Annotated in this window: 16 protein-coding genes and 5 pseudogenes; 5 read left to right on the plus strand and 16 right to left on the minus strand. The window is 72.8% G+C overall.

The window, feature by feature from the left end; all coding sequences use genetic code 11:
* From KPL57_RS62255 to KPL57_RS62285, 7 genes and pseudogenes are all read right to left on the minus strand, one after another.
* A pseudogene (locus KPL57_RS62255) lies at positions 1–1,427 on the minus strand (NADH-quinone oxidoreductase subunit G); the annotation flags it as partial.
* Positions 1,424–2,803: pseudogene (gene nuoF, locus KPL57_RS62260) on the minus strand (NADH-quinone oxidoreductase subunit NuoF). The pseudogenes KPL57_RS62255 and nuoF, both read right to left, overlap by 4 nt.
* A 4-nt stretch (positions 2,804–2,807) precedes the next feature.
* Positions 2,808–3,575: an NADH-quinone oxidoreductase subunit NuoE gene (nuoE, locus tag KPL57_RS62265; protein ID WP_226359114.1), complete on the minus strand. Its 768-nt coding sequence runs from the start codon at positions 3,573–3,575 to the stop codon at positions 2,808–2,810.
* Positions 3,572–4,918 carry an NADH-quinone oxidoreductase subunit D gene (locus KPL57_RS62270; protein WP_075312765.1) on the minus strand — a complete coding sequence of 449 codons (1,347 nt, stop codon included), beginning with the start codon at positions 4,916–4,918 and terminating at the stop codon, positions 3,572–3,574. The genes nuoE and KPL57_RS62270 overlap by 4 nt, the downstream gene beginning before the upstream one ends.
* Before the next feature lie 29 nt (positions 4,919–4,947).
* Positions 4,948–5,694 (minus strand): NADH-quinone oxidoreductase subunit C, encoded by a 747-nt coding sequence (locus KPL57_RS62275; RefSeq protein ID WP_226359133.1) that lies wholly within the window; start codon positions 5,692–5,694, stop codon positions 4,948–4,950.
* A 122-nt stretch (positions 5,695–5,816) separates the two neighbouring features.
* Positions 5,817–6,524 carry an NADH-quinone oxidoreductase subunit B family protein gene (locus KPL57_RS71435; protein WP_308187929.1) on the minus strand — a complete coding sequence of 236 codons (708 nt, stop codon included), beginning with the start codon at positions 6,522–6,524 and terminating at the stop codon, positions 5,817–5,819.
* 7 nt (positions 6,525–6,531) lie between these two features.
* On the minus strand, positions 6,532–6,897 hold the full coding sequence (locus KPL57_RS62285; protein ID WP_020622119.1) for an NADH-quinone oxidoreductase subunit A: 366 nt from the start codon (positions 6,895–6,897) through the stop codon (positions 6,532–6,534).
* 892 nt (positions 6,898–7,789) lie between these two features.
* Here KPL57_RS62285 and KPL57_RS62290 point away from each other — a divergent pair.
* Positions 7,790–8,587 (plus strand): transposase family protein, encoded by a 798-nt coding sequence (locus tag KPL57_RS62290; RefSeq protein ID WP_226350737.1) that lies wholly within the window; start codon positions 7,790–7,792, stop codon positions 8,585–8,587.
* A 229-nt stretch (positions 8,588–8,816) separates the two neighbouring features.
* Here KPL57_RS62290 and KPL57_RS62295 read toward each other — a convergent pair whose 3' ends face one another.
* The 5 genes from KPL57_RS62295 to KPL57_RS62315 form a co-directional block, all read right to left on the minus strand.
* Positions 8,817–9,509, minus strand: coding sequence for a demethylmenaquinone methyltransferase (locus KPL57_RS62295; protein WP_043276411.1), 693 nt, complete (start codon positions 9,507–9,509; stop codon positions 8,817–8,819).
* A gap of 29 nt (positions 9,510–9,538) precedes the next feature.
* Positions 9,539–10,114: a hypothetical protein gene (locus tag KPL57_RS62300; protein WP_226359115.1), complete on the minus strand. Its 576-nt coding sequence runs from the start codon at positions 10,112–10,114 to the stop codon at positions 9,539–9,541.
* Positions 10,115–10,229: 115 nt separating this feature from the next.
* Positions 10,230–11,390: a glycosyltransferase family 1 protein gene (locus KPL57_RS62305; RefSeq protein WP_226359116.1), complete on the minus strand. Its 1,161-nt coding sequence runs from the start codon at positions 11,388–11,390 to the stop codon at positions 10,230–10,232.
* A 272-nt stretch (positions 11,391–11,662) separates the two neighbouring features.
* Complete coding sequence (locus KPL57_RS62310; RefSeq protein WP_226351775.1) at positions 11,663–12,247, minus strand: recombinase family protein; 585 nt, start codon at positions 12,245–12,247, stop codon at positions 11,663–11,665.
* Between the two features lie 246 nt (positions 12,248–12,493).
* Complete coding sequence (locus KPL57_RS62315; protein ID WP_226351132.1) at positions 12,494–15,463, minus strand: Tn3 family transposase; 2,970 nt, start codon at positions 15,461–15,463, stop codon at positions 12,494–12,496.
* A gap of 111 nt (positions 15,464–15,574) precedes the next feature.
* Here KPL57_RS62315 and KPL57_RS62320 point away from each other — a divergent pair, with 111 nt between their 5' ends.
* Positions 15,575–16,354, plus strand: a complete 780-nt coding sequence (locus KPL57_RS62320) for an inositol monophosphatase family protein (RefSeq protein ID WP_226359117.1) — start codon at positions 15,575–15,577, stop codon at positions 16,352–16,354.
* Between the two features lie 64 nt (positions 16,355–16,418).
* On the opposite strand, the gene KPL57_RS62325 is transcribed toward KPL57_RS62320, so the two are convergent.
* A complete protein-coding gene (locus KPL57_RS62325; protein WP_139318916.1) occupies positions 16,419–16,913 on the minus strand; it encodes a DUF3592 domain-containing protein in 495 nt (164 codons plus the stop codon).
* 96 nt (positions 16,914–17,009) lie between these two features.
* Between KPL57_RS62325 and KPL57_RS62330 the strand changes: the two genes are divergently transcribed.
* Positions 17,010–18,266: an isochorismate synthase MenF gene (locus tag KPL57_RS62330; protein WP_226359118.1), complete on the plus strand. Its 1,257-nt coding sequence runs from the start codon at positions 17,010–17,012 to the stop codon at positions 18,264–18,266.
* Positions 18,267–18,298: 32 nt separating this feature from the next.
* Here KPL57_RS62330 and menD read toward each other — a convergent pair.
* Positions 18,299–19,988: pseudogene (gene menD, locus KPL57_RS62335) on the minus strand (2-succinyl-5-enolpyruvyl-6-hydroxy-3-cyclohexene-1-carboxylic-acid synthase).
* Positions 19,989–20,299: 311 nt separating this feature from the next.
* Here menD and KPL57_RS62345 point away from each other — a divergent pair.
* Positions 20,300–21,010: pseudogene (locus KPL57_RS62345) on the plus strand (dienelactone hydrolase family protein); the annotation flags it as partial.
* A gap of 45 nt (positions 21,011–21,055) precedes the next feature.
* Positions 21,056–22,701: pseudogene (locus KPL57_RS62350) on the plus strand (ABC-F family ATP-binding cassette domain-containing protein).
* A gap of 66 nt (positions 22,702–22,767) precedes the next feature.
* On the opposite strand, the gene KPL57_RS62355 reads toward KPL57_RS62350, so the two are convergent.
* Together KPL57_RS62355 and KPL57_RS62360 are read right to left on the minus strand one after the other, a co-directional pair.
* On the minus strand, positions 22,768–23,085 hold the full coding sequence (locus KPL57_RS62355; protein ID WP_164514832.1) for an adhesin: 318 nt from the start codon (positions 23,083–23,085) through the stop codon (positions 22,768–22,770).
* 186 nt (positions 23,086–23,271) lie between these two features.
* Positions 23,272–24,096 carry an aldo/keto reductase gene (locus KPL57_RS62360; protein ID WP_226359119.1) on the minus strand — a complete coding sequence of 275 codons (825 nt, stop codon included), beginning with the start codon at positions 24,094–24,096 and terminating at the stop codon, positions 23,272–23,274.
* Between the last annotated feature and the right edge of the window lie 6 nt (positions 24,097–24,102).

A 24,102-nucleotide genomic window follows, 5' to 3' on the forward strand; every position in this document is an offset into this window, starting at 1 on the left:
GCTGCTCCAGCGCGGCGACGACGTCGGCGCCCGGGTCGGCGACGACCGCGGCCTCCGCGCCGGGCACCGCATGCAGCACGGTGGCGCCGGTCTTCTCCGCGCCGTAGCTGGTGAACGGACCGACCTGGAAGTGACGCAGGCCCTTCTTCCGGTACGCCTTGCGCAGGCGGAGGAAGACGATGCCCGACTCCTCCTCCGGGTCGGTGCCGACGGTGAGCACGGCCGGGGCGTCTCGATCGCGGTGAACGTGACCGAGTCCTCGGGCGTCCCGCCGACGACGTGCGCGGCGAGGAACTCCAGCTCCTCGTCCGAGTGCGGCCGGGCACGGAAGTCGATGTCGTTGGTGCCGGCGACGACGCGGGCGAACTTGGCGTAGGCGTAGGCGTCCTCGACGGTCAGCCGCCCCCCGGGCAGGACGCCGATCCCGCCGCCGAGCGGGCCGCGAGCAGCCCCTCCGCGGCGACGGCCAGCGCCTCGGTCCAGGAGGCCTCGGTCAGGGTGCCGTCCGCGCGCCGGACCAGCGGCCGGGTGATGCGGCCCTGGCTACCGGTGTAGCGGAAGGCGAAACCGGCCCTTGTCGCAGAGCCACTCCTCGTTGACCTCCGGGTCGTTGCCGGCGAGGCGGCGCAGCACCGGTCCCGCGCCGGGAGTCGGTGCGCATCGAGCAGCCGGAGCTGCAGTGCTCGCAGGTCCCCGCGGTTCGAGCGCAGGTCGAACGGGCGCGACCGGAACGGTAGGCGGCACTGGTCAGCGCGCCGACCGGGCAGATCTGGATGGTGTTGCCCGAGAAGTAGGACTGGAACGGCTGGTCCTCGGCGATCCCGATCTGCTGCTTCGCCCCGCGCTCGAGCAGGTCGATGAACGGGTCGCCGGCGATCTCCTCGGAGAAGCGCGTGCAGCGCTGGCAGAGCACGCAGCGCTCGCGGTTCGAGCAGTACCTGGCTGGAGATCGGCAGCGGCTTCGGGAAGGTCCGCTTCTTCTCCACGAACCGCGAGTCCGCCCGGCCGTGCGCCATCGCCTGGTTCTGCAGCGGGCACTCGCCGCCCTTGTCGCAGATCGGGCAGTCCAGCGGGTGGTTGATGAGCAGCAGCTCCATCACACCCTGCTGCGCCTTGTCGGCCCGCTCGGAGGTGTGCTGCGTCTTCACCACCATCCCCGTCGGCGACGGTCATGGTGCAGCTGGCCTGCGGCTTCGGCATCGGCCGGCCGCCATCTCCACCTCGACCAGGCACTGGCGGCAGGCGCCGGCCGGGTCGAGGAGCGGGTGGTCGCAGAACCGCGGGATCACGATGCCGAGGCGCTCGCAGGTGCGGATCAGCAGCTCGCCCTTGGGGGCGTCGACGACCTGGCCGTCGATGGTGAGGCGGACGTGGCCCTCGGGGACGGGTGTCTCCTCGGTGGCGTTCCGCTCCGGTGTCAGCGTCATGCGGGGGCTCCGGTCAGTGCTGTTCCGTTGGTCCGTTCCGCGAGCTCCACGTCCGCCAGCTGCTCCGGGCGGTCCACATCGGGCTGCTCCGCGATGAGGTCCAGGAACTCCTGGCGGAAGTACTTGATGGCGCTGGTGATGGGGCTCGTCGCGCCGTCGCCGAGGGCACAGAAGGAGCGGCCGAGGATGTTGTCGCAGACGTCGAGCAGGGTGTCGATGTCGGTCGAGGTGCCCTCGCCACGCACCATCCGCTGCAGCACCTGGACCAGCCAGTAGGTGCCCTCGCGGCACGGGGGTGCACTTGCCGCAGCTCTCGTGCTTGTAGAACTCGGTCCACTTCATGACCGCCCACGGCACCGAGACGGTCTCGTTGAAGACCTGCACCGCGGTCGTCCCCAGCATGGAGCCGGCCTCGGCGGCGCCCTCGAAGTCCAGCGGGACGTCGAGGTGCTCTGCGGTGAACAGCGGTGTCGACGAGCCGCCCGGGGTCCAGAACTTCAGCGGGACCCCGTCCTTCATCCCGCCGGCGAGCTCCAGGAGCTCCGCAGCGTGATGCCGAGCGGCGCCTCGTACTGGCCGGGCCGCTCGACGTGCCCGGAGACCGAGTAGATCTTCGGGCCGGGCGACTTCTCCCGCCCATCGAGCGGAACCAGGCCGCGCCGCCGTTGACGATGGCGGGGACGCTGGCGATGGTCTCGACGTTGTTGACGACGGTCGGGCAGGCGTAGAGCCCGGCGGTCGCCGGGAACGGCGGCTTGAGCCGGGCTGTCCGCGACGACCCTCGAGCGAGTCGAGCAGCGCCGTCTCCTCGCCGCAGATGTAGGCACCCGCACCGGCGTGCACCACGATCTCCAGGTCGAAGCCGGAGCCGAGGATGTCGCGTCCGAGGTAGCCCTTCGCCTTCGCCTCGCGGACGGCGGCGCGCAGCCTGCGGATGCAGTGCAGCGCCTCGCCGCGGACGTAGATCGCGCAGAAGTTCGCGCGGATCGCGTAGCTGGTGACGATGCAGCCCTCGATGAGGGCGTGCGGGTCGGCCATCATCGTCGGGATGTCCTTGCAGGTACCCGGCTCGCCTCGTCGGCGTTGATGACCAGGTACTTCGGCTTCGCGCCGGGTCCGGATCCGCTGCCGTCGTCCTGCGGGATGAACCCCCACTTCATGCCGGTGGGGAACCCGGCACCGCCGCGTCCGCGCAGCCCGGAGTCCTTGACCAGCTGGATGAGCTGGTCGGGGTGGGCGGCGAACGCGGTCCGCAGGGAGGTGTAGCCCTCCAGCTGCTCGTAGGTGTCGATCGACCAGGACCGCGGCGACAGCCAGCGCCTGGTCAGGACGGGCGTGATCGGGTCCGGCTTGCGCACGGGCTCGGTGGTGCTCATGCGATCACTTCTTCTCCGGTAGCGCGGGCATCGCCGGCGGCTCGTCGGGCAGCGCCGGAGCGGTCCAGCCGTTCTCCTGGGCCATCCGGGCCCCGCGCACCGACTCGATCGCGCCGGACGGACCCTCGACACGGGCCGTCGTGTCGACGCCTCCGGCGTCGTCGGTGAACCCGGCCAGCTCCAGCTCGACGGTCCGTAGGTCGGTCAGCGGCGCGCCGCGGGTGGGCTGCGGGCGCTCACCGCGACGCAGTGCCTCGACGAGCTCCACAGCGGACTCGACGGTCTGGTTGTCGAAGTACTCGTAGTTGACCTGCAGCACCGGGGCGAGGTCGCAGGCCGCGAGGCACTCGGCGTGCTCGAGGGTGATCGATCCGGTGGTGCCGGGCTCCCCCGCGGTCTCCTCGTGACCCAGCGGGCGGTCCTCGGTGCCCAGCTGCGTGCGCAGGCGGGCGTAGATGTCGTCGCCGCCCAGCGCCGCGCACAGGGTGTTGGTGCAGACGCTCACCAGGTGCTCGCCGCAGGGGGAGCGCTTGTACATCGTGTAGAACGTCGCGACCGCGGATACCTCGGCCGTGGTGAGCCCGAGGGCCTCGGCGCAGTAGCGGACGCCGTCCGGGCTGACGTAGCCCTCGACCGACTGCACCAGGTGCAGCAGCGGTAGCAGCGCCGACCGGGACTCCGGGTAGAGGGAGATGATCTCCGCCGTGCGCTGCCGGGTCAGCTCGTCGAAGATCGGCGAGACCGGGCTCTTCTCCTGCGGGGGGACCGTCATCGGTCGCAACCTCCCATCACGGGGTCGATCGAGGCGACGGCCGCGATGACGTCGGCGACCTGGCCGCCCTCGCTCATCGCGGGCATCGTCTGCAGGTTCACGAAGCTGGGGTCGCGGACGTGGATGCGGACCGGGCGGGTGCCGCCGTCGGACACGGCGTGCACCGCGAGCTCGCCGCGCGGGGACTCGACGGCCGCGTAGGCCTGCCCCGGCGGGACGTGGAACCCCTCGGTGACCAGCTTGAAGTGGTGGATCAGCGACTCCATCGACTGCCCCATGATCTTGCGGACGTGCTCGAGGGTGTTGCCCATGCCGTCGCTGCCGATCGACAGCTGCGCGGGCCAGGCGACCTTCGGGTCGTCGACCATGACGCGACCCGGCCCCAGCTCGTCGAGCTTGGTCACCGCCTGCTCCATGATCTTGAGCGACTCGTGGATCTCGGCGACGCGCATCCGGTAGCGGGCGAAGCAGTCGGCCTCGGTGGCCGTCGGGACCTCGAAGTCGTACTGGTCGTACACCGAGTACGGCATGTGCTTGCGCAGGTCCCAGGCGAGCCCCGCCGAACGCAGGATCGGGCCGGACGCGCCGAGCGCCAGGCAGCCGTCGACGGGCAGGTAGCCCACGCCCTCCAGGCGCTGGCGCCAGATCGGCTGCCCGGTGAGCAGCCGGTCGTAGTCGGGCAGCCGGGAGTTCATGACCTTCAGGAAGTCGCGGACCTTGTCCTGCCAGCCCTCGGGCATATCCTGGGCGAGCCCGCCGGGCCGGATGAACGCGTGGTTCATCCGCAGGCCGGTGAGGAACTCCAGCAGGTGGAGCACCTCCTCGCGCTCCCGGAAGCCCGAGGTCATACCGGTCAGCGCGCCCAGCTCCATGCCGCCGGTGGCCAGCGCGACGAGGTGCGAGCCGATCCGGTTCAGCTCCCAGAGCAGCACCCGCAGGTGCTCGGCCCGCTGCGGGACCTCGACGCCGAGCAGCTTCTCGACGGCCATGCAGTAGGCGCCCTCGTTGAACAGCGGGGACAGGTAGTCCGCGCGGGTCACGAAGGTGACGCCCTGGGTCCAGGTCCGGTACTCGCAGTTCTTCTCGATACCGGTGTGCAGGTAGCCGATGACCGCGCGGCCCTGGGTGACGGTCTCGCCCTCCAGCTCCAGGACCAGGCGCAGCACCCCGTGCGTCGACGGGTGCTGCGGGCCCATGTTGATGACGATCCGGTCGTCGTGCTCGACCTCGAGCAGGTCGTCCCAGTCGCCGCCGGTGACGGTGTAGACCGTGCCCTCGGTGGTCTCCCGGCCGGGCGCGGCGTACGGGTCGGTGCCCGTGGTGGGGTCCGCGTCGGTGCCGATGCTCGTTCCGCGTGCGCTGCTCTCGGTGGTCACGAGTAGGCCCTCCGCTCGTCGGGCGGGGGGATCTCCGCGCCCTTGTACTCCACGGGGATGCCACCCAGCGGGTAGCTCTTGCGCTGGGGGTGGCCGTCCCAGTCGTCCGGCATGAGAATCCGGGTCAGCGCCGGGTGGCCGTCGAAGACGACGCCGTACATGTCCCAGGTCTCGCGCTCGTGCCAGTCGGCCGTCGGGTAGACGTCGACGACGCTGGACACGGTGGGCGGGTTCGCAGCGTCTCCGATGTCGAGGGCGACCTCCAGGCGCACCCGGCGCCGGTAGGTCATCGACAGCAGGTGGTAGACGACGTGCAGCGGCCGGTCGACCGGCGCACCGTCCGGCGCCGAGTAGTCCACACCGGACACCCCGGAGCAGAACTCGAAGCGCAGGCCCGGGTCGTCGCGCAGGGTGCGGGCGACCTCGTGCAGCCGGGCGGGCTCGACGTAGAGGGTCATCTCGTCGCGGTCGATCGTGACCTGCTCGATCGCCGAACGCGGGATGCCGCGCTCGTCGAGGGCCGCGCCGAGCTCGTCGGCGAACTCGTCGAACCAGCCGCCGAAGGGCCGCTCGGCCGGTGCCGGGGCCCAGCCGGGCAGGCGCAGTCCGCCGTAGCCGGAGGTGTCGCCGGAGCCGCGGACGCCGAACATGCCCGAGCGCGTGCGGGTCTCGGTCATCTTCTGGGCGGGGCGGGCGCCGCCCAGCGCGTCGGACGGGGTGGCCGCGTCCTCGGGGCCGGCCAGGTCGCCGGGGGCCTCGCCGCCCGCCGCCCGCTGTTCCTCGGCCGCGGCGCCGCTCTCCTGCGACGACGAGTGCGCGCCGCCGGTGGGCTCGGTCCCGTCCTTGGAGGTGCCGGTCGGCTCGGTCACGTCGCGTCACCTCCGCGGGCGGCGTCGGCCAGCGACGGCAGCTCCATGGTCTCCCCCGGCGCGAGCGCGTTCGGGGCCGGCTTGGGCTGCGAGCCCGGCTCCAGGTAGTTCGGGACGTCGGGGGTGTGCGTGGTCTTCAGCGCGCCGAGCCGCTTGTGCTTCGGCGCGTACTTGACCGACGACGGCACCATCGGCGTCCGGTACCCGGACTCGGCGAGCTCGGCGGCCCGCTTCGGGCCGAGCGGCTCGTCCATGATCTTGGCGTGGATCTTGAGGATCGCGTCGATCAGCATCTCCGGCCGCGGCGGACAGCCGGGCAGGTACATGTCCACCGGCACGACGTGGTCCACGCCCTGGACGATCGCGTAGTTGTTGAACATGCCGCCGGAGCTGGCGCAGACGCCCATGGCCAGGACCCAGCGCGGCTCGGGCATCTGGTCGTAGATCTGGCGCAGGACCGGCGCCATCTTGTTGCTCACCCGGCCCGCGACGATCATCACGTCCGCCTGGCGCGGCGAGGCCCGGAAGACCTCCATGCCGAAGCGGGCGAGGTCGTAGCGCGGGGCGCCGGTGGTCATCATCTCGATGGCGCAGCAGGCCAGGCCGAACGTGGCGGGCCAGAGCGACGACTTCCGGGTCCAGTTGACCAGCTTCTCGACATTGGTCAGCAGGACGCCGCTGGGCAGGTTCTCCTCGAGTCCCATGACGGCCTCAGCTCCACTCGAGCCCGCCGCGACGCCACTCATAGGCGTACGCGAAGGCGATCGTGGCGATGTAGAGCGTGATGGCCACGAACCCGAAGACGCCGACCGCATCGGCGACGACGGCGTACGGGTACATGAACACCAGCTCGATGTCGAACAGGATGAACAGCATCGCCGTGAGGTAGTAGGCGACCGGCACCCGACCGCCACCGACGACCGGCTGCGGCGAGGGCTCGATACCGCACTCGTAGGAGTCCAGCTTGGCCCGGTTGAACCGGCGCGGACCGATCAGCGGCGCGGACGCGACCGAGAACAGCGCGAAGCCCGCCGCCAACACGAACAGCAGGACGAGCGGGAGATAGGGATCGAGCATTCCTACACCTTCGTTGTCGCGGCGCCACCGTCGTTGGTGGTGATCGACGAGCCGGTCGCGGCGACCCTATGTCCGGTCCCCTGTGACCAAGAACCCAGGCGAGCCTTACCTGGCACGGGTGCAGGTCACATGTGATCCGCATCCGTGCAGGTCGGCGCGCTGCGGGCCGCGTGACCCCCACCACCCTTGTGAAAAAGTTCACGAACTGCGCGAGCAGTGTAGGACGGTGCCGCGGTGATCGCGTGGGCGGATCGGGCGATGCTCGGGGAGTCCTTGCGGCGCAACGGGGCTCGACGCGGTGTCACCGGGTGGTGACGATCGGTCCGCCCGGCCCGACGAACCCCGGGGCGCCCGCCGCAGCCCGGACCCCAGGGCCCCGGCAAAGTCGTTAGATGATCTTGTGGCGAGCCGTGACAAGCGGCGCAGCTGCGCCGCCGCTCGGCGCTATAGCTGGTCCCGGGCAGGTGCAGCGCGGCAATCAGAAGGCCGCGTGGGGCGACTACCGCCGCCTATCGCGACTTTGCCGGGGCCCTGGCCCGGACCCGGCGCCCTACTACCGCGGTATTCGCTTACCCGGTAAGCGAATACCGATCCCCTTCCCTGCCGGGTTCCTCGTCGCGATTCCTCGTCGGGAGGCCGGGCCGAGCACGACCGTCGCACGAGGTCCAGGTGGGCCCGGGGTCGCGATTCCGTGACGTGACGCGGTCGGGAGTCGGCCTGCGTCGGACCGGGCCCTGGGGCCGAGGGGAGTGTCGGGAGAACTCGCTTACCGGGTAAGCGAATGAGCCTTTTTCAACCTGACGTTTGTGCTGGTCAGGGGCGTGAAGGCCGGCCGGGGTGGGGCTCCTGGTAGACGGATGGGTGTCGAACCGTCGTCTGCCAGGAGCCCCGTGTGCTGTCCTACCCATCCGGGATGAACGTGTCCAGCCGTAGCGTCCGTGATCTTGCTGATCTTCTCCGGGGGCATCGGCGTCAGCGTGGAACACGCTGGCGCCGGCTCTCAGCCGGTCGGCAGGCCTTGCTGGTGCTCGCCTACCTGCGTAAGGGCGAGACCTACGCTGCCCTGGCCTGCGGGTTCGCGGTGAGCACCGCGACGGTGTACCGGTACCTGACCGAGGCGATCGGTCTGCTCGCCGCGCTCGCCCCGACCCTGGAACAGGCCATCACCGTCGCCGCTGGGAAGGCGTTCGTGATCCTGGACGGCACGCTGCTGCGTATCGACCGGGTCGGCATGACATCCGGCTACGACCGGGCGTTCTACTCCGGCAAACACAAGTGCCACGGCCTGAACGTGCAGGTCATCGCCGACCCCGTCGGCAGGCTGGTGTGGATCTCCCCACCGCTACCCGGAGCCCGGCACGACATGGGTGCCGCCCGCGCCCACGGGATCATCGACGCGGTCAACACCGCCGGGGTGCGGGCGATCGCTGACACCGCCTACCAAGGCGGCGGGCCCGCGATCACCGTCCCCCACCGACGCCGCCGCCGCGACCTCGACACCGGCCGGTACCGGCCCCTGTCAGCGAATCAGAAAGCGGTCAACGCCGCCCACGCCCGACGACGGGCACCCGGTGAACGGGTCAACGCCGAGCTGAAGAACTGGAAGATCCTCCGCAAGATCCGCTCCAGCCCCAACCAGGCCACCCAGCTCGTCGCCGCGGTCCAGACCCTCATGATCACAGCTACCTGACCAGCACAAACGTCAGGTTGAAAAAGGCTCAATCCGTGGGTTCCGGTCCTCAGGACCTGGTCCCGGGGAGATGCCGGCTCCAGGGGCCGGCCGGCAGCGGGCGAGACGGCGGGGCGGGAACAGCGGGGCGGGCGCGGCAGAGCGGGGTGGGAACGGCGGGGCGGGGCGAGCGCGGCGGGGTGCGACACCCCGGCGGGGCGAGGCGACCCGGCGGGCAGGACCGGCGGAGTCAGGCCGGCTTGTACGCCCGGTGCAGCGCGACGGCTCCGAAGGTCAGGTTCCGCCAGGCTGGGCGCTCCCAGCCTGCGTCGGCGATCTTGGCGGCGAGCGAGGGCTGGTCGGGCCAGTCCCGGATCGACTCGGCCAGGTACAGGTAGGCCTCGGGGTTCGACGAGACCGTCCGGGCGATCGCCGGGAGGGCGTGGCCGAGGACCGCGTTCTGGTAGAGCACGCGGAAGGGGGCCCAGGTCGGCGTCGAGAACTCGCAGACGACCAGGCGGCCGCCGGGGCGGGTCACGCGGGCCATCTCGCGCAGGCCGGCGACGGTGTCGTTCACGTTGCGCAGGCCGAAGGAGATGGTGACGGCGTCGAAGCTGCCGTCGGCGAAGGGCAGGTGCAGCGCGTCGGCGGCGGCCTTCGGTACGTCCCGGCGGGCACCGGCCCGCAGCATGCCGAGGGAGAAGTCCGCGGCGACGCACCAGGCGCCGTCCTTCGCCAGCTCGACGGTCGAGACCGCGGTGCCCGCGGCGAGGTCGAGGACCTTCTCTCCCGGGCGGAGCCCGAGGGCACGGCGGGTCTGGATCCGCCAGTAGCGGTCCTGGCCGCCCGACAGCGCGGTGTTGGTCAGGTCGTAGCGCCGGGCGACGCCGTCGAACATGCGGGCGACGTCGGTCGGGTTCTTGTCGAGCTCGGCGCGGGACACGGACACAGCTTAGGCGACCCGGCCGGCCCTCACCGCTGACCGAACTGCTCGCGCAGCACCTCGCGCAGGCCCCTCAGGTACTCCGCGCGCACCCGGGCGGCGACGCCGGCCCACTCGGCCGACGGCGTGGCCACCCCGGTGCCGTCGCCGGTGAGGGCGCCCATGCCGTGCAGGGCGATCCAGCGGTGGTCGTAGTCGTGGGGCGCCGCCCGGTCCCAGGCGACGGCGCGGATCGCCGCGCGGCGGACCCGGGCCGGGTCGGCGAAGGCCCACCGGTTCACCGGCTCCCCGAACCGGTCGCGCAACACCGCCAGCGCCTGGGCAGCGGTGGTGTCGGTACAGCGGCAGGCGTCGTAGCGGGCCCGCAGCTGGCCCGCGTAGAACCAGCGGGCGGCCTCGGCCATCTCGCCGTCGGCGCCGAGGTTCTCCGACAGGGCGAACAGCACCGGCGGCATCTGCCGGTGCGGGGCGTCGAGGACGTCGGCGCGGGCGGCGGACCGGACCGTGGGCGCGGGGTCGAGCAGATGGGACATCAGGCGGACGGCGGCGGAGGTGTCGACCGTGGCGAGCTCGCCACGGGGCGCGACGACGACGGTGCGGCTCATGGGCCCACCGTCGCCGACCTGCCGCGGCCCCGGATCCGCACGACTACGGAGCCGGCCCGATCGGGCCGCGACGATCAGCCTGACGATCCGGCTGAGAACGATCAGGCCGCGACGATCAGGCCGCGACGCGCTCCGGCGCCGCGGCGCGGAGCACCTCGCCGTAGTGGGCGAGCAGCTCGTCGCCGACCGCGGTCCAGGTGCGGCGCAGCACCGACTGGCGGGCGGCCAGGCCGAACTCCCGGTTGCGCTGCGGCTCGCACAGCGCCGCGACCGCGGCGACCAGCTCACGGTCGGCGGAGTCGGTGGCCGGGTCGCCGGGCGCTCCGCCGTCCGGACGGGGTGCCACGAGGTAGCCGGTGCGGTCGGGCAGCACGAGGTCGCGCAAGCCGCCCGCGTCGGGCGCCACGACCGGGACGCCCGAGGCGAGCGCCTCCTGCACGGCCTGGCAGAACGTCTCGGCCTGTCCGGTGTGGACGAACACGTCGAGGCTCGCGTAGATCTGCGCGAGCTCGTCGCCGCCGCGGTGCCCGAGGAACGCCGCCGACGGCAGCCGCTCGCGCAACCCGTCGGCGCTGGGGCCGTCACCGACGACGACCAGCCGCGTCCCGGGCAGCTCACCCAGCACGGCGAGCCGCTCGACCTGCTTCTCCGGGGCGAGGCGGCCGACGAACCCGATGAGCCGCTCGCCGTTCGGGGCCAGCCGGCCGCGCAGTGCGTCGCTGCGCCGCGACGGGGTGAACCGGCGGGTGTCGACGCCGCGCGCCCACTGGTGCACCCGCGGGACACCGCGCTCGCGCAGCGCCCCGGTCGCCCAGCTCGACGGCGCGAGGGTCCGGTCGGCCATGCCGTGCAGCCGGCAGGTCCAGCGCCACGCCGCCCGCGCGGTCAGCCCGAGCCCGTAGGCGGAGGCGAACCCGGCGACGTCGGTCTGGTAGATCGCGACCGTCGGCACGCCGAGGCGCCGCGCCGCCGCCAGCCCCCGTGCCCCGACGACGAACGGCGCCGCCAGGTGCACCACGTCGGGCCGGAACCGGCGCAGCGCGGTCAGGATCCGCCTGCTGGGCACCCCGACCGGCATCGAGTTCACCACCGGCAGCTCGACGGCCGGGATCCGCACGACCGGGATCCCCTCGTGGGAGTCCGGCTCACCGGTGCCCGGCGCGATCACCACGACGTCGTGACCCCCTGCCCGCAGGTGCTCGCACACCCGCAGCACCGAGTTGGTGACGCCGTTGACCACCGGCAGGAAGCATTCCGAGACGATTGCGACGCGCACGGCCGGAACGGTGACGGGGTCGGGACAGCGGGTCGGGTCCCTGGCGTGATCAACCACCCAACCCTGGGCGAACATCGGGTGGGCGGGTCACGAGTTGGCGCGTCCGGCACAAGGTGGACACCCGCGCGTCGTCGCCAGGACATCACCCGCCCGGACACTCGGGTCGCATGACGGCCGTGCCCCACACCCCGCCACACACGGTGCCACCCCTGGTGCCGTCCCCCCGGCCGGGGCGCCGGTAAGGGAGTTGTCACCAGCCGCAAACGAGTCGATCATTGCTGGTCAGCGGGTTTATTTTCGGTGAGGTTGCGGTAGAGGGTGGCGCGGCTGACGCCGAACGCGGCTGCGATCTGGTCGGCGGTCTGGCCGGTGTCGAGGGCGGCCTGGGCCGCGGCGAGCTGGTTGGGGTCGAGTTTGCGGGGTCGGCCGGGCAGTTTGCCCGTGGCTGCGGTGGCCTCGCGGGCGTGGGCGGCGCGTTCGCGCATGAACACTCGTTCCATGTGTGCGAACAGCGCCAGTAGCGCGACGGCGAGTTCGGCCATCGGCGAGTCGTCGGTGGTGTCGATCGGGATCGGGTCCTTCAGGGTCTTGATCCCGATGCCCTGCTCGCGCAGCTCGTGCACGACGTTGAGGCATTCGCGCAGATTGCGGCCGAGTCGGTCGAGGTTGGTCGCGATGATCGTGTCGCCGGAGCGGGCGTAGCGGCGCAGCTCGGTGAAGCCGGGCCGGTCGATGGTGGCGCCGGTCTTCTTGTCGGTGTAGATCCGCTCGTCGGGTATGCCGTGGTGGCCCAGGGCGTCGAGCTGTCGTTCGAGGTCCTGGTGTGTGGTCGAGACGCGGGCGTAGCCCAGTTCCATCACGTCACCGTCCTGGCCTGGTCCCGGTCGGCATCCAGGGCGGCGGCGATCCGCGGGTCGGTAATGGCGGACTCGCCGGTCATGATCGTCTCGTTTCCTCCCGCAACTGTCTCATAAGTTTACCATGTGGCCGTGTTTCGAGGCGGTGTTTCGACGTTAGATTGTGAGACAGCGTGACCTGGGGTGATGTCGATGTCCGAACTCGCCTGCACGCTGTCGCGGAACCTTGGTTTCGAGACCGGCCAGTCAGCCGCTGGAGGCGGCGGCGGCCAGGCGAAGACGGGCGTCCATGTTCAGCCGCACCTCGCCGTAGGGCAGCACGTGCGCCCAGAACAGCGGCGTCAGCCCGCGCCGATCCTCAGCGGTGAGCGCGTCGTCCCACTCGGAGCCAGCGAGCAGGTCCTGGATCATCAGGGTGTTCACGTACACCAGGGCGGCCTGCAAGATCCGCAGGCACAGCACGCTCATCTCCTGCTCGTCGCGCCGGTTGGTGGCCAGGTCCCCGCCCTTGCCGTAGAAGATGACCGCGTTGGCCCGATTCCACGACTCGACCACGTTCAGGCCCTCGTGGATCTCTCGCTGGAGTGCCCGGCTGTGCAGGTAACGGGCCAAGAAGATGGTCTTTTGCGCCCGGCCCAGCTCGATCATCGCCTGGTAGGTCGGGTGCGCTGCGTTGGCCTTCATGAATCGCCGCAGGATCGCCTCGGTCGAGGCGGTGCCCACGCGGATCGCGGTGGCGTACTTGAGCATCTGGTCGTACTGCTCAGCGATGCGGTCCCACCGGACCGGGCGGGTCATCGCCGGTGCCAGACCCGGCCAGGCGTCTGGCTCGCCAGCAGCCGGGCGGTACAGCTTGACCTTGTTGATCCGCTTGATCCTCGGCAGCAGGTCGAACCCGAGCAGCTTCGTGATGCCGAACCCGATCTCGGACTGACCATGCGTGTCCACGTAATTGGCCTCGACCTGCATGTCGGTGCCATGCCGGATCGCGCCGTCGACCATCGCGTGCACCTCGGAGGCCGAGCAGTTCAGCCGCTGCGAGTGGATCACCACGGAGCCGCGCTCGACGTGCCAGTAGATCAGCACCCCTCGGCCGCCGTAGCGGGAGTGCCACTCGGTGAAGATGTTCTGGTCGAACGCGCCGAAGTGAGTCGAGTCGCTGGCCACGGCGGTGGATCCGTCGCCCCACAGTGTCTGCTGGCGGGCGGCGAAGGTGGCGTTGGCGATCTCGATCGCGATCTGCCGCGCGGCCTCGGTGCTCAGGTAGCGGCGCCGGGCGTAGCGAATCTCGTCCTCGGAATGCCCGTGCTCGCCGCCGGCGACCGCACGGATGCCGGTGTTGGTGCCGTACCCGTAGATAGCCAGCAGCAACCGCTCGGCCAGCACGTGCTCGGGCAAGGTGCCGCGGTCGGCGACCGAGGTCACCGCCGACAGGCAGCCGGTGCGCAGCACCGCCTCCTTGAGCATGTCGATCAGCGGCACCGTGCCCCACCGGGCCTGCACAGCCTGCTTGAGCCGGCGCAGGTTGCGCGGCTCCGGCGAGGCCTCCAGCGGGGCCAGCTTGACCGCGCCAGCCGCGCGGTCGCTAATCGACAACCAATCGCAGCCCGGCAGGGCGGTGTGCAGGGCCTCCAGCTCGGCGCGCATCTCGGCTTGCAGGTCGGCGATGAACTGGCTGGGGTCCAGCGGCTTGCGCAGCGCCTGGTAGTGCTCGACGCGATGGTCCTCGAAATCGGTCGGAAGGTCTTCGGCCGGGTTGCGCCAGGTGTCCGCGCCGACGACCCAGATTTCCTTGCACCGCAACTGCTCGCGTAGCGCCTGGAAGGTGCACACCTCGTAGACCATGCGCACGACCCGTTGCCGGCGGCGCTTGTCGTCCTTGTAAACCAGCGCCTCCCAGTCCTCGCTCAGGCCGCGATGGACCGGGATGTGCTCGCCGGCCGGGTAGTAGTGCAGGTTCCCGGCGCTGGCGTAGCGGGTGATCAGCTCCAGCGCGTCGAGCACCGGCCGGTGGGTGGTGTTGTTGCTGCGGAACTCCAGCACGTCCAGCAGCTTGATCAGCCCAGTCCGGTAGTGGTTGGTGTAGGAGCCCTTCAGCGTGGCCTTCACGGTGCGCTGGTAGGTCGGCCCGGAGGACTTGAACTCCGCGATCAGGTCGGCCAGCACGGCCTGCGGCGCGACCGGGAACACGGTGTCGCGCACGAGCTGGTCGCCGGCGTTCACGGTCGCCTCGGCGACCCGGAACAGCAAGTTCTCCTTGCCGGTGACCCGCTTGAACTCCTTGATCAGCTCCTTGGTCACCCGGACCTCGGCGCGGGCGTTGATCCGGTGCACGGTGGAGATCAGCAGCTCGACCAGCGTGTCGGTGATCTCCCGTTCCCGGCAGTGCAACAACGCCGCCAGCAGGGCCAGCGTCACCTCAGGCGCGTGTCCGCGCAGGTGGCTGGGCGCCTCGACCGCCGCCCGCGCACGCCAGGCGGCGACCACCTTCGGGGCGATGTCGGCGAACACGCCGGCTGACAGGCCGACCGCCCGTACCGCTTCCAGCTTGGCGATCTCGGTCAACATCGTGTTCAGGCTGACGTTGCCCGGATCGGACCGGATCGAGGCCAGCACCGCCGGCCCGTCACCGTCCCCGCCGGGTTGGCCGTCGTCATCGGCACCGGCCGCGACCAAGGCGAACAGCCGAACGCGCACCGCCTCGGATAAGCGGATCGCCACCCGTGCGAACAGCAGCTCCTCGCCGCGGTGCAGCGCCGAGCGCACGATCCGGTCGACGCGGCCGCCGGTGGGCGGCTCGATACGTTCCTCCCGGCACCGGTCCAGCAGCTGGTCACGGACACGTTCAGCGCCGCGCTCGGTCTGGGTGACGGTGGTGACCAGCCACTCGGTGAGCTTGTCGGCGTCGGCGACGCTGCACTCCCGGAACCCCAGTGTCCGGCGAATCTGGCTGCGATGGAACTCGATCGTGCGGCCGGACCAGTCGTAGAACGCCAGCTCGGTCACCGGCACACCGACCTGCCGGGCCACGTAGTCCACAGCGGCGTCGGGGATCTCGCTCCGGCTGCGGGGAAACCGGCCGTGCTCGGTGTAAAAGCGCAGCAACACCGCGAACCCGAGCCGCGTCGCGCCACGCTTGCCGGCCACCATCGCCAGCTCGGCCTCGACCAGCGTCCACCGATCGATCAGTTCGTCCTGACCCAGCTCACGCGCCACGCACGGACGCTACTCCCACCCCCCGGACACCGCCGCGACCAGAGATTCAGGGTCAAGCCCCCAGCGCTCGTTTGCGGCTGATGACACGATCCTTACCGGCACCCCCGGCCGGTGGACCCGGCACTGCTCTCCCGTGCCCTCGAGACCGCGGGCAGGCTGGCCAACGACGCCGCCGAGGTGATCACCGCGACGCTGGGTCGCGAGCACACCGGTTCCCTCGACGCCTCCGCCAAGGCCAACCCCTTCGACTGGGTCACCGACACGGACCGCACCCTGGAGCGGCACACCCGCCGGGTGCTGGCCGCGGAGTTCCCCGGCTGCCCGGTCGTCGGCGAGGAGTTCGGCGCCGACACCGGTGCCGACACCGCGCCGCTGCGCTGGGTCGTCGACCCGGTCGACGGGACCGCGAACTACGTCGCGGGCCTGCCCTGGTGCGCCTACAGCCTGGCCCTGGTCGACGGCGACGGCCCGGCCGTGGGCGTCGTCGCCGACCCTGGGCGCGGGCAGATCTACGCCGCCGCCCGCGGGCGCGGCTTCCGGGCCAACGGCGTGCCGGTGCCGGAGCGGCGCACCGCCCGGGTCGCCGGGTCGCTCATCTGCGCCGAGGATCCCGAGCCCGGGTTCGTCGAGCGCGCCCGCGCCGCGCACGTCGGCGTGCGGGTGCTCGGCTCCGCCGCGCTGGCGATCACCCAGGTCGCGCTCGGCAACGCCGTCGCCGCGGTGCTGACCCGCTACCACGAGTGGGACATCGCCGGGGCGCTCTGCCTGGACGCCGAGGCCGGCGCGCTGGTGCTGGGCCGCGACGGCCGGTCGACGCCGCTGCCCGAGGGCGGGCTGCTCGTCGTGGCGCCGCAGGTAGTCGCCGAGGTCGGGGCGCTCTGGCGGGGCTGAAGCACGACATCGCTGCCCACCGCCCGACACGGCCGGGCGGCGCGGGCGGGTCGGGCCGGCGGCCTCAGACGGTGCCGGTGCGGGCCCGGCGGCGACGCAGCCACACGTACAGCGGACCGAGGAGGACCCAGCCGCCCGCGATCAGCCCGGCGATCGGGAGGATCCCGTCGACGGCGGTGCGACCCGCGACACGCACGTGCGTCGGGTCGGCGGTGTCGTACTCCACGTAGATGTTCTCGCCCGGGGTGAGCCCGACCGGGTAGGAGATGCCCGCGGCCGGGGTCTGCAGCCGGCCCTCGTCGTCGACGAAGCTGACCAGGGTGCGCCAGTAGTCCGAGCCCGGCAGGACGGTCGCGGCGGTGGTGCCGCGGTTGCCGTCGATCGCCGCGTCCTCCAGGAACGCGCCACCCAGCGCCACCAGCGCGACCAGCGTCCACACCAGCGCGACGACCAGGACGATCTCGGGCAGGTGGTACCGCGTCCGGCGGAGCAGCCGGGCCGCGACGGCCGAGGTCTCGGTCAGCACATCGCCGGTGGGACGGCCGCTCGGACTGGTCACGGGGCCCGATTCTAGGAGCGCCCCGGCACCCGGGTGTGTCCGGTGCCTCGCCCCCTCACGCCAGCCTCCCCGGCGGAGGTTGCCTACTCTCGAAGGGTGACCGTCGCACCGGCCAGCACCGCGTTGCGCGTCCGGACACGCCCCCTGCGACTCGACGGGCGGCTGCTGGACGTGCTGCCCGCCGACGCCGGGGCGCTGTCCTGGGTGCGCGACGGCGAGGGCGTGGTCGGCTGGGGCGAGGTCGCCCGGTTCACCGCGTCGGGGCCCGAGCGCTTCGCCGAGGCCGACCGTTGGTGGCGCCGAGTGGTCGACCGGCTCGACGCCGGCGCCGGCTACGACGATGTCCACCTCCCCGGCACCGGCGCCCTCGCGTTCGCCTCGTTCACCTTCGCCGACGGCTGCCCGGGCTCGGTGCTCGTCGTCCCGCGGGTGATCGTGGGACGGCGCGGGCACCGAGCCTGGATCACCGAGATCACCACCGCCGACGCCCCGGAGACTCCCGGCAGGCTGCCGGTCCCGTCGCCGGTGCGTCCCAGCGGACGGCTGCGCTACGCCGACGGCCAGGTCTCCGCGCACCGGTACCGGGCCGCCGTCGCCTCGGCGGTCGGGCGGATGCGCGACGGGGAGCTGGAGAAGGTGGTGCTCGCGCACGACCTGCTCGCCGTCGCCGACCGCCCGCTGGATCCACGGTTCCTGCTCCGCGGGCTGGCCCGGCGCTACCCGACCTGCTGGAGCTACGCGGTCGACGGCCTGGTCGGCGCCACCCCCGAGCTGCTGCTGCGGCTGCGCGGGCGCACCGTGGAATCGCGGGTGCTGGCCGGCACGATGTGGCCCGGGTCCGGACCGGACGCCGACACCGCGGGCGCGCTGATCGGCTCGTCGAAGGACCGCCGCGAGCACACCTACGCCGTGGACTCCCTCGCCGAGTCGCTGCGCCCGCTGGTGGCCGAGCTGCACGTGCCGGACGCGCCGACGGTGCTCACCCTCCCGAACGTCTCGCACCTGTCCAGCGACGTGCACGCCCGCCTCGACCCGTCCCGGCCCGCGTCGCTGCTGACGCTGGTCGGCGCCGTGCACCCGACCGCCGCCGTCGGCGGCACCCCGACCCCGGACGCGACGGCGCTGATCTCCGAGATCGAGGGTCTCGACCGCGGCCGCTACGCGGGCCCGGTCGGCTGGGTCGACGCCGAGGGCGCCGGCGAGATGGGCATCGCGCTGCGCTGCGCGGAGCTGCAGGGACGCACGGCACGGCTGTTCGCCGGGTGCGGGATCGTCGCCGACTCCGATCCCGACGGCGAGGTGCGCGAGGCCGACGCCAAGATGCGCGCGGTCCGCGAGTCCCTGGAGGGCTGAGCCCCGACCGGCCGCGACGCGGGCCCGGGGGCTCAGTCGAGCGCCGCGGCGAGCGTCCGGCGGAGCCCGGCGTGCGCGTCGCGCAGCCCGTCGCGGCGCGCCGCGACCCGGACCAGCCGCCGTCCCGAACCGGGCCGGGCCGCGAGCTCGCATGCGTCGCCGCCCCAGTCGGTCGCCGCCCAGCCCGCCGCCCGGGCCAGCGCGACGACGTCCACCCCGGTCGGCGTGCCGAAGACGCGCTCGAAGGCGTGGGCGTGCGCCGGGCCGCCCTGTTCGAGCAGGTGGAAGATGCCGCCGCCGTCGTCGTCGAGGACGGTGACGGTCAGGTCCGGGGACGGCTCCCCCGGTCCGACGACCAGCCCGGTGGTGTCGTGCAGCAGCGTGAGGTCGCCGAGCAGCAGCGCCGTCGGGCCCGGGTGCGCGAGCGCGGCGCCGAGGGCCGTCGACACCGTCCCGTCGATGCCCGCGACGCCGCGGTTGGACCGCACGGTGAGCCCGGGGCGGGGTACGGCGGCCAACGCGACGTCGCGCACCGGGTTCGACGAGCCGAGGACGAGCTGCCCGCCGTCGGGCTGGGCGGCGACCAGGTCACGGGCCAGCCGCAGGCCGGGCGCACCCGCGGCGGTGCCGTCGTCGAGCGCGGTGTCGAGGGACGTGGCCGCGACCCGGTCCGCGTCGCGCCAGGACCGCACCCAGTCCTCGGGCGGGGACAGCGCAGGCAGCGCGCCGACGGCCCGGACCGTACCGGCGACGTCGGTCCAGGGAGCGCCGTCCGGGCCGGGGTCGGCGAACACCGCCACCGACGGGTCGGCCAGCAGCGCGGCGACCCCCCGGTGCAGGGTGGGCCTGCCGAGCACGACGACCTGGGCGGGGCGCAGCCCGGGGCGGCCGAGCAGCCACGGGCCGGTGCGCAGCGCGTGCGGCCACCAGCGCGAGGACGGCTCCGCGACCAGCGGGGCCCCGCCGAGCAGCGCGGGGTCCGGCGCGGGCCCGCCCGCCCCGGCGACGACGAGCGTGCGCGCCCCCGGGTCCAGCTCCAGCGGCGGCAGCGTGTGGACCGGGCGGGACACCGCGGTCCAGGGCGCGCCACCGGGGCGCCCGGCGGGCAGGTCCGTGCCCGGCGGACCGGCGTCGTGCTGCCCGGTGCCCGGCCCGGCCGGGTCGTCGTCGGGCACGAGCGGGTCGCGGTGTAGGGCAGGTCGAGGTGCACCGGGCCGGGGGCACCCGCACCGGCACCGGTGGCCGCGGCGAGCATCCGCGCGACGACCGCCCGCCAGCGCCGCGCCTCGGCTCGGTGCTGCCCAGCGGCACCGGCAGCGCGCCGGCCCAGCGCACCGCGCCGCCGTACAGGCCGGACTGGTCCACGGTCTGGCTGGCGCCGGTGCCGACCAGCTCCGGCGGCCGGTCCGCGGTCAGGACCAGCAGCGGGACCCCCGAGTGCGACGCCTCCAGCACCGCAGGGTGCAGGTTCGCCGCCGCCGTCCCGGACGTGACGACGACCGGGACCGGGCGGCCCGACGCCAGCGACAGGCCGAGCGCGAGGAAGCCCGCGGCGCGCTCGTCGATGCGCACGTGCAGCCGGACCGTGCCGCACGCGTCGGGCCGGGCCAGCGCGAACGCGGGCGGCGCGTTGCGGGATCCGGGGCACAGGACCGCGTCGGTGACACCGGCTCGCGCCAGCTCGTCGACGAGGACGCGCGCCTGCGCGGTCGAGCCGTTCACCCCATCACCCCTCGCGACGACGGTACCGGCGCGGTGACCGCGGTCCGCACCAGGCCGGTACCGATCCGGCCGGAACCGGTGAAATCACCCCACGAGGGCCCTACCGTGACGAAGGCGCAGAAGTCCGTCGATGGGGAGGGACCGTGTCCGAGCCCGGCAGGCCGGAACACCGCGGGTCCCGGGCGACCAGGACCGCGCCACCCAGGACCTGATCCGGTACGTACCGCCCGAACCGCGTCGCGCTCCGGCGGGACGCGGTTCGGGGGCGTAGAACGGGGTCGACCCGTCGCTCACCCCGGGAGGCCGGAGACGTGCCACGCACCGACTTCACGATCAGCACCCCCGACGGCGACGCCGCCGCCTGGCTGCACACCCCCGACGGCGACGGCCCGTGGCCGGGCGTGCTCCTCTACCCGACGCCGGCGGGTGTCCGGCCGGCCATCCACGACATGGCCGCGCACCTGGCGTCGCTGGGCTACGCGGTGCTGCTGCCCGACGTCTACCACCGGCACGGCGACTGGGCCCCGTTCGACTTCGCCACCGTGTTCTCCGACCAGCCCGAGCGGGAACGGCTGATGGGCATGGTGCGGTCGCTGACGCCCGAGCTCGTGGCGGTCGACGCCGAGGCCTGGGTGACCGCGCTGCTGGCGCGCCCCGAGGTCCACGGCACGGCGGTCGGCACCACCGGCTACTGCATGGGCGGGGTGATGAGCCTGCGCACCGCGGCGACCCAGCCGGAGCGGGTCGCGGCCGCGGCGTCGTTCCACGGCGGCAACCTCGCCACCGACGACCCGACCAGCGTGCACCGACTCGCCGACCGCATCCGGGCCGAGGTGTACGTGGCCGGCGCGACCGACGACTCCTCCTTCCCCGACGAGCAGAAGCAGCGCCTCGCCGACGCGTTCTCCGCCGCCGGGGTGTCGGCGACCCTGGAGACCTACCCGGCCGCGCACGGTTTCGCGGTGCCGGACGCCCCCACCCACGACGACGACGCCGAGCAGCGGCACTGGGAGGCCCTGCACCGCCTCTTCGGGGCGAAACCTTTAGGGGTAGCGTCTGCGCTCGACATGAGCGCGACCCTTCACGTGACGGGCCTGGCCGCGGGCCACGGCGACCGCCCCCTGTTCTCCGGGCTGGACCTCGTCGTCGCACCCGGCGACGTCATCGGGCTGGTCGGTGCCAACGGCGCCGGCAAGTCCACCCTGCTGACGGTGCTGGCCGGCTCGCGGCCCGCGGACGACGGGTCGCTGACCCTGGCCCCGCCCGACGCGACCGTCGGGCACCTGCCGCAGGAGCCCGACCGGCGTCCCGGGGAGACGGTCGCCGGGTTCCTGGCGCGCCGGACCGGCGTCGCCGACGCGCAGGCGACGATGGACGCCGAGGCGGAGGGGCTGGCGTCGGGCACTCCCGGCGCCGACGACCGCTACGCCGCCGCGCTGGACCGCTGGCTGGCCCTCGGTGGCGCCGACCTCGACGAGCGCTCCGGGGAGGTGCTGCGCGAGGTGGGCCTGGCCGTCGGTCCGGACGCCCCGATGACCGGGCTGTCCGGTGGGCAGGCGGCGCGGGCGAACCTCGCCGCGCTGCTGCTGTCCCGCTACGACCTGCTGCTCCTCGACGAGCCCACCAACGACCTCGACCTCGACGGCCTGGAGCGGCTGGAGCGGTTCGTGGGCGGCCTCGCCCGGCAGGGCACGCCGACCGTGCTGGTCAGCCACGACCGGAGTTCCTGGCACGCACGGTGAATCGGATCGTCGAGCTGGACCTGGTCCAGCAGCGGATCGACGTCTACGACGGCGGTTACGAGTCCTACCTCGCCGAGCGCGAGGTGGCCCGGCGGCACGCCCGCGAGGACTACGAGGAGTACGCGGGGAAGCTCGGGTCCCTCCAGCAGCGCGCCGCCATGCAGCGCAACTGGATGGCCCAGGGCGTGCGCAACGCCCGGCGCAAGACGAAGGACCCGGACAAGAACGTCCGCGCGCAGCGCCAGGAGTCCAGCGAGAAGCAGGCCGCGAAGGCCCGGCAGACCGAGCGGGCGATCGAGCGGCTGGAGGTCGTGGAGGAGCCCCGCAAGGAGTGGGAGCTGCGGATGGAGATCGCCTCCGCGCCCCGGTCCGGGTCGGTCGTCGCGCGGGCCGACGCCGCCGCAGTGCGCCGCGGTGACTTCGTGTTCGGCCCAGCCACCGTGCAGGTGGGCTGGGCGGACCGGGTCGTCGTCACCGGTGCGAACGGGGCGGGCAAGTCGACGCTGCTCGGGCTGCTGCTGGGGCGGATCACCCCGGACTCGGGTTCGGCCGGTCTCGGCTCGGGGGTGCTGGTCGGCGAGATCGACCAGGCCCGCGGGGCGTTCCTCGGGGAGGCGACGCTGCTGCGCGCCTTCGGCGAGCAGGTGCCGGACTGGCCGGAGTCCGAGGTGCGGACGCTGCTCGCGAAGTTCTCCCTGGGCGCCGACCAGGTGCTGCGGACGGCGTCGTCGCTGTCGCCCGGTGAGCGGACCCGCGCCGCGCTGGCGCTGCTCCAGGCACGCGGGGTGAACCTGCTGGTGCTCGACGAGCCGACCAACCACCTCGACCTGCCCGCCATCGAGCAGCTGGAACGGGCGGTCGAGGAGTTCGACGGGACCGTCCTGCTGGTGACCCACGACCGGCGGATGCTCGACACGGTGCGCGCCACCCGCCGCTGGGACGTGCGCGACGGGACCGTCACCGAACTCTGAGTCGCTCCGGGACGACCGTGGCCCCACCGGTGTCCGGCGGGGCCACGACGCGCGGTCGGCGTGGGGTCAGGCCTGCGGGGCGTCCGGGGCCTCGGGCTGCTCGACGATCGCGAAGCGCAGCTCCTGCTCGCCCTGCTCGGTCGCCACGGGCTGGACGTCGAGGACCTTGTCGTCCAGCAGCTGGGCCGCGGCCGGCTCGAGGAAGACGGTGATGCCCTCCCCTCGCAGCACGGTGTCCTGCGCGTCGCCCGCCTGCGCGAGGGCCAGCTCCAGCCCCTGCGCCGGGTCCGGCGCGGAGATGCGCAGGCCCCCGTCCTCGGGCAGCTCGGCGTCGGTGCTCAGGGTCTTGATCGCCTCGGCGGCGTTCTCGGTGATCGCCAACATCGTCCCCACCGTACGGACGTGTGCGCCCACGTCCACCGGGTCGCCCCGTGCCGGGCCCCCGTCGGGTGACGACCGGCGCCGTGCCCACCGGAAACAGTCGGAGTGACACGCGTCACCCTCCCCGTCACGACGACGGCCCGGCGCCCCTGCGCGAGGGTGCCGGGCCGTGGTGTCGCGGGGCGCGGATCAGCCGAAGTCGTCGGGGTCCGGGCCGATGCGCTTGCCGGTGTGGAGCTTCTCCACCGCGGCGATGTCGTCCTCGCTCAGCGCGAAGTCGAAGATCTCGAAGTTCTCCTTGATGCGCTCCGGGTTGTTCGACTCCGGGAACACGATGTTCCCGAGCTGGATGTGCCAGCGGAGCACGACCTGCGCGGCCGACTTGCCGACCCGCTGGGCGATCTCCGTCAGCTCGGGCGCCTCGAGCAGTCCCTTGCCCTGGCCGATCGGGCTCCACGCCTCCAGCGCGATGTCGTGCTGCTGGAGGTACTCGCGCAGCTCGCGCTGCACCAGGCGCGGGTGGAACTCGATCTGGTTGACCGCCGGGACCGTGGAGGTCTCCTTCGCCAGCCGGTCGAGGTGGTCGGTCTGGAAGTTCGAGACGCCGATGGACAGCGCCTTGCCCGCCTTCTGCGCGTCCTCGAGGCCCTGCCAGGTCTCGACGTAGCGGTCCTGCTTCGGCTGCGGCCAGTGGATCAGGTAGAGGTCCACGTGGTCGAGGCCGAGCTTGGTGAGGCTCTCGTCGAGCTTGCGGACCGCGGCCTCGCGGCTGTGCCCGTCGTTGTTCAGCTTGGTGGTGATCCACAGCTCGTCGCGCGGGATGCCGGAGTCAGCGACGGCCTTGCCGACGCCCTCCTCGTTGCCGTACATCTGCGCGGTGTCGATGTGGCGGTAGCCGAGGTCCAGGGCCGCCTTGACCTTGTCCGCGGTGTCACCGGGCTCGATCTGGAAGACACCGAAACCGAGCTGCGGGATCTGCCGGCCGTCGTTCAGCTTGATCGTGGGAACAGTCATGTCCGT

The organism is Pseudonocardia sp. ICBG601 (assembly GCF_020496245.1).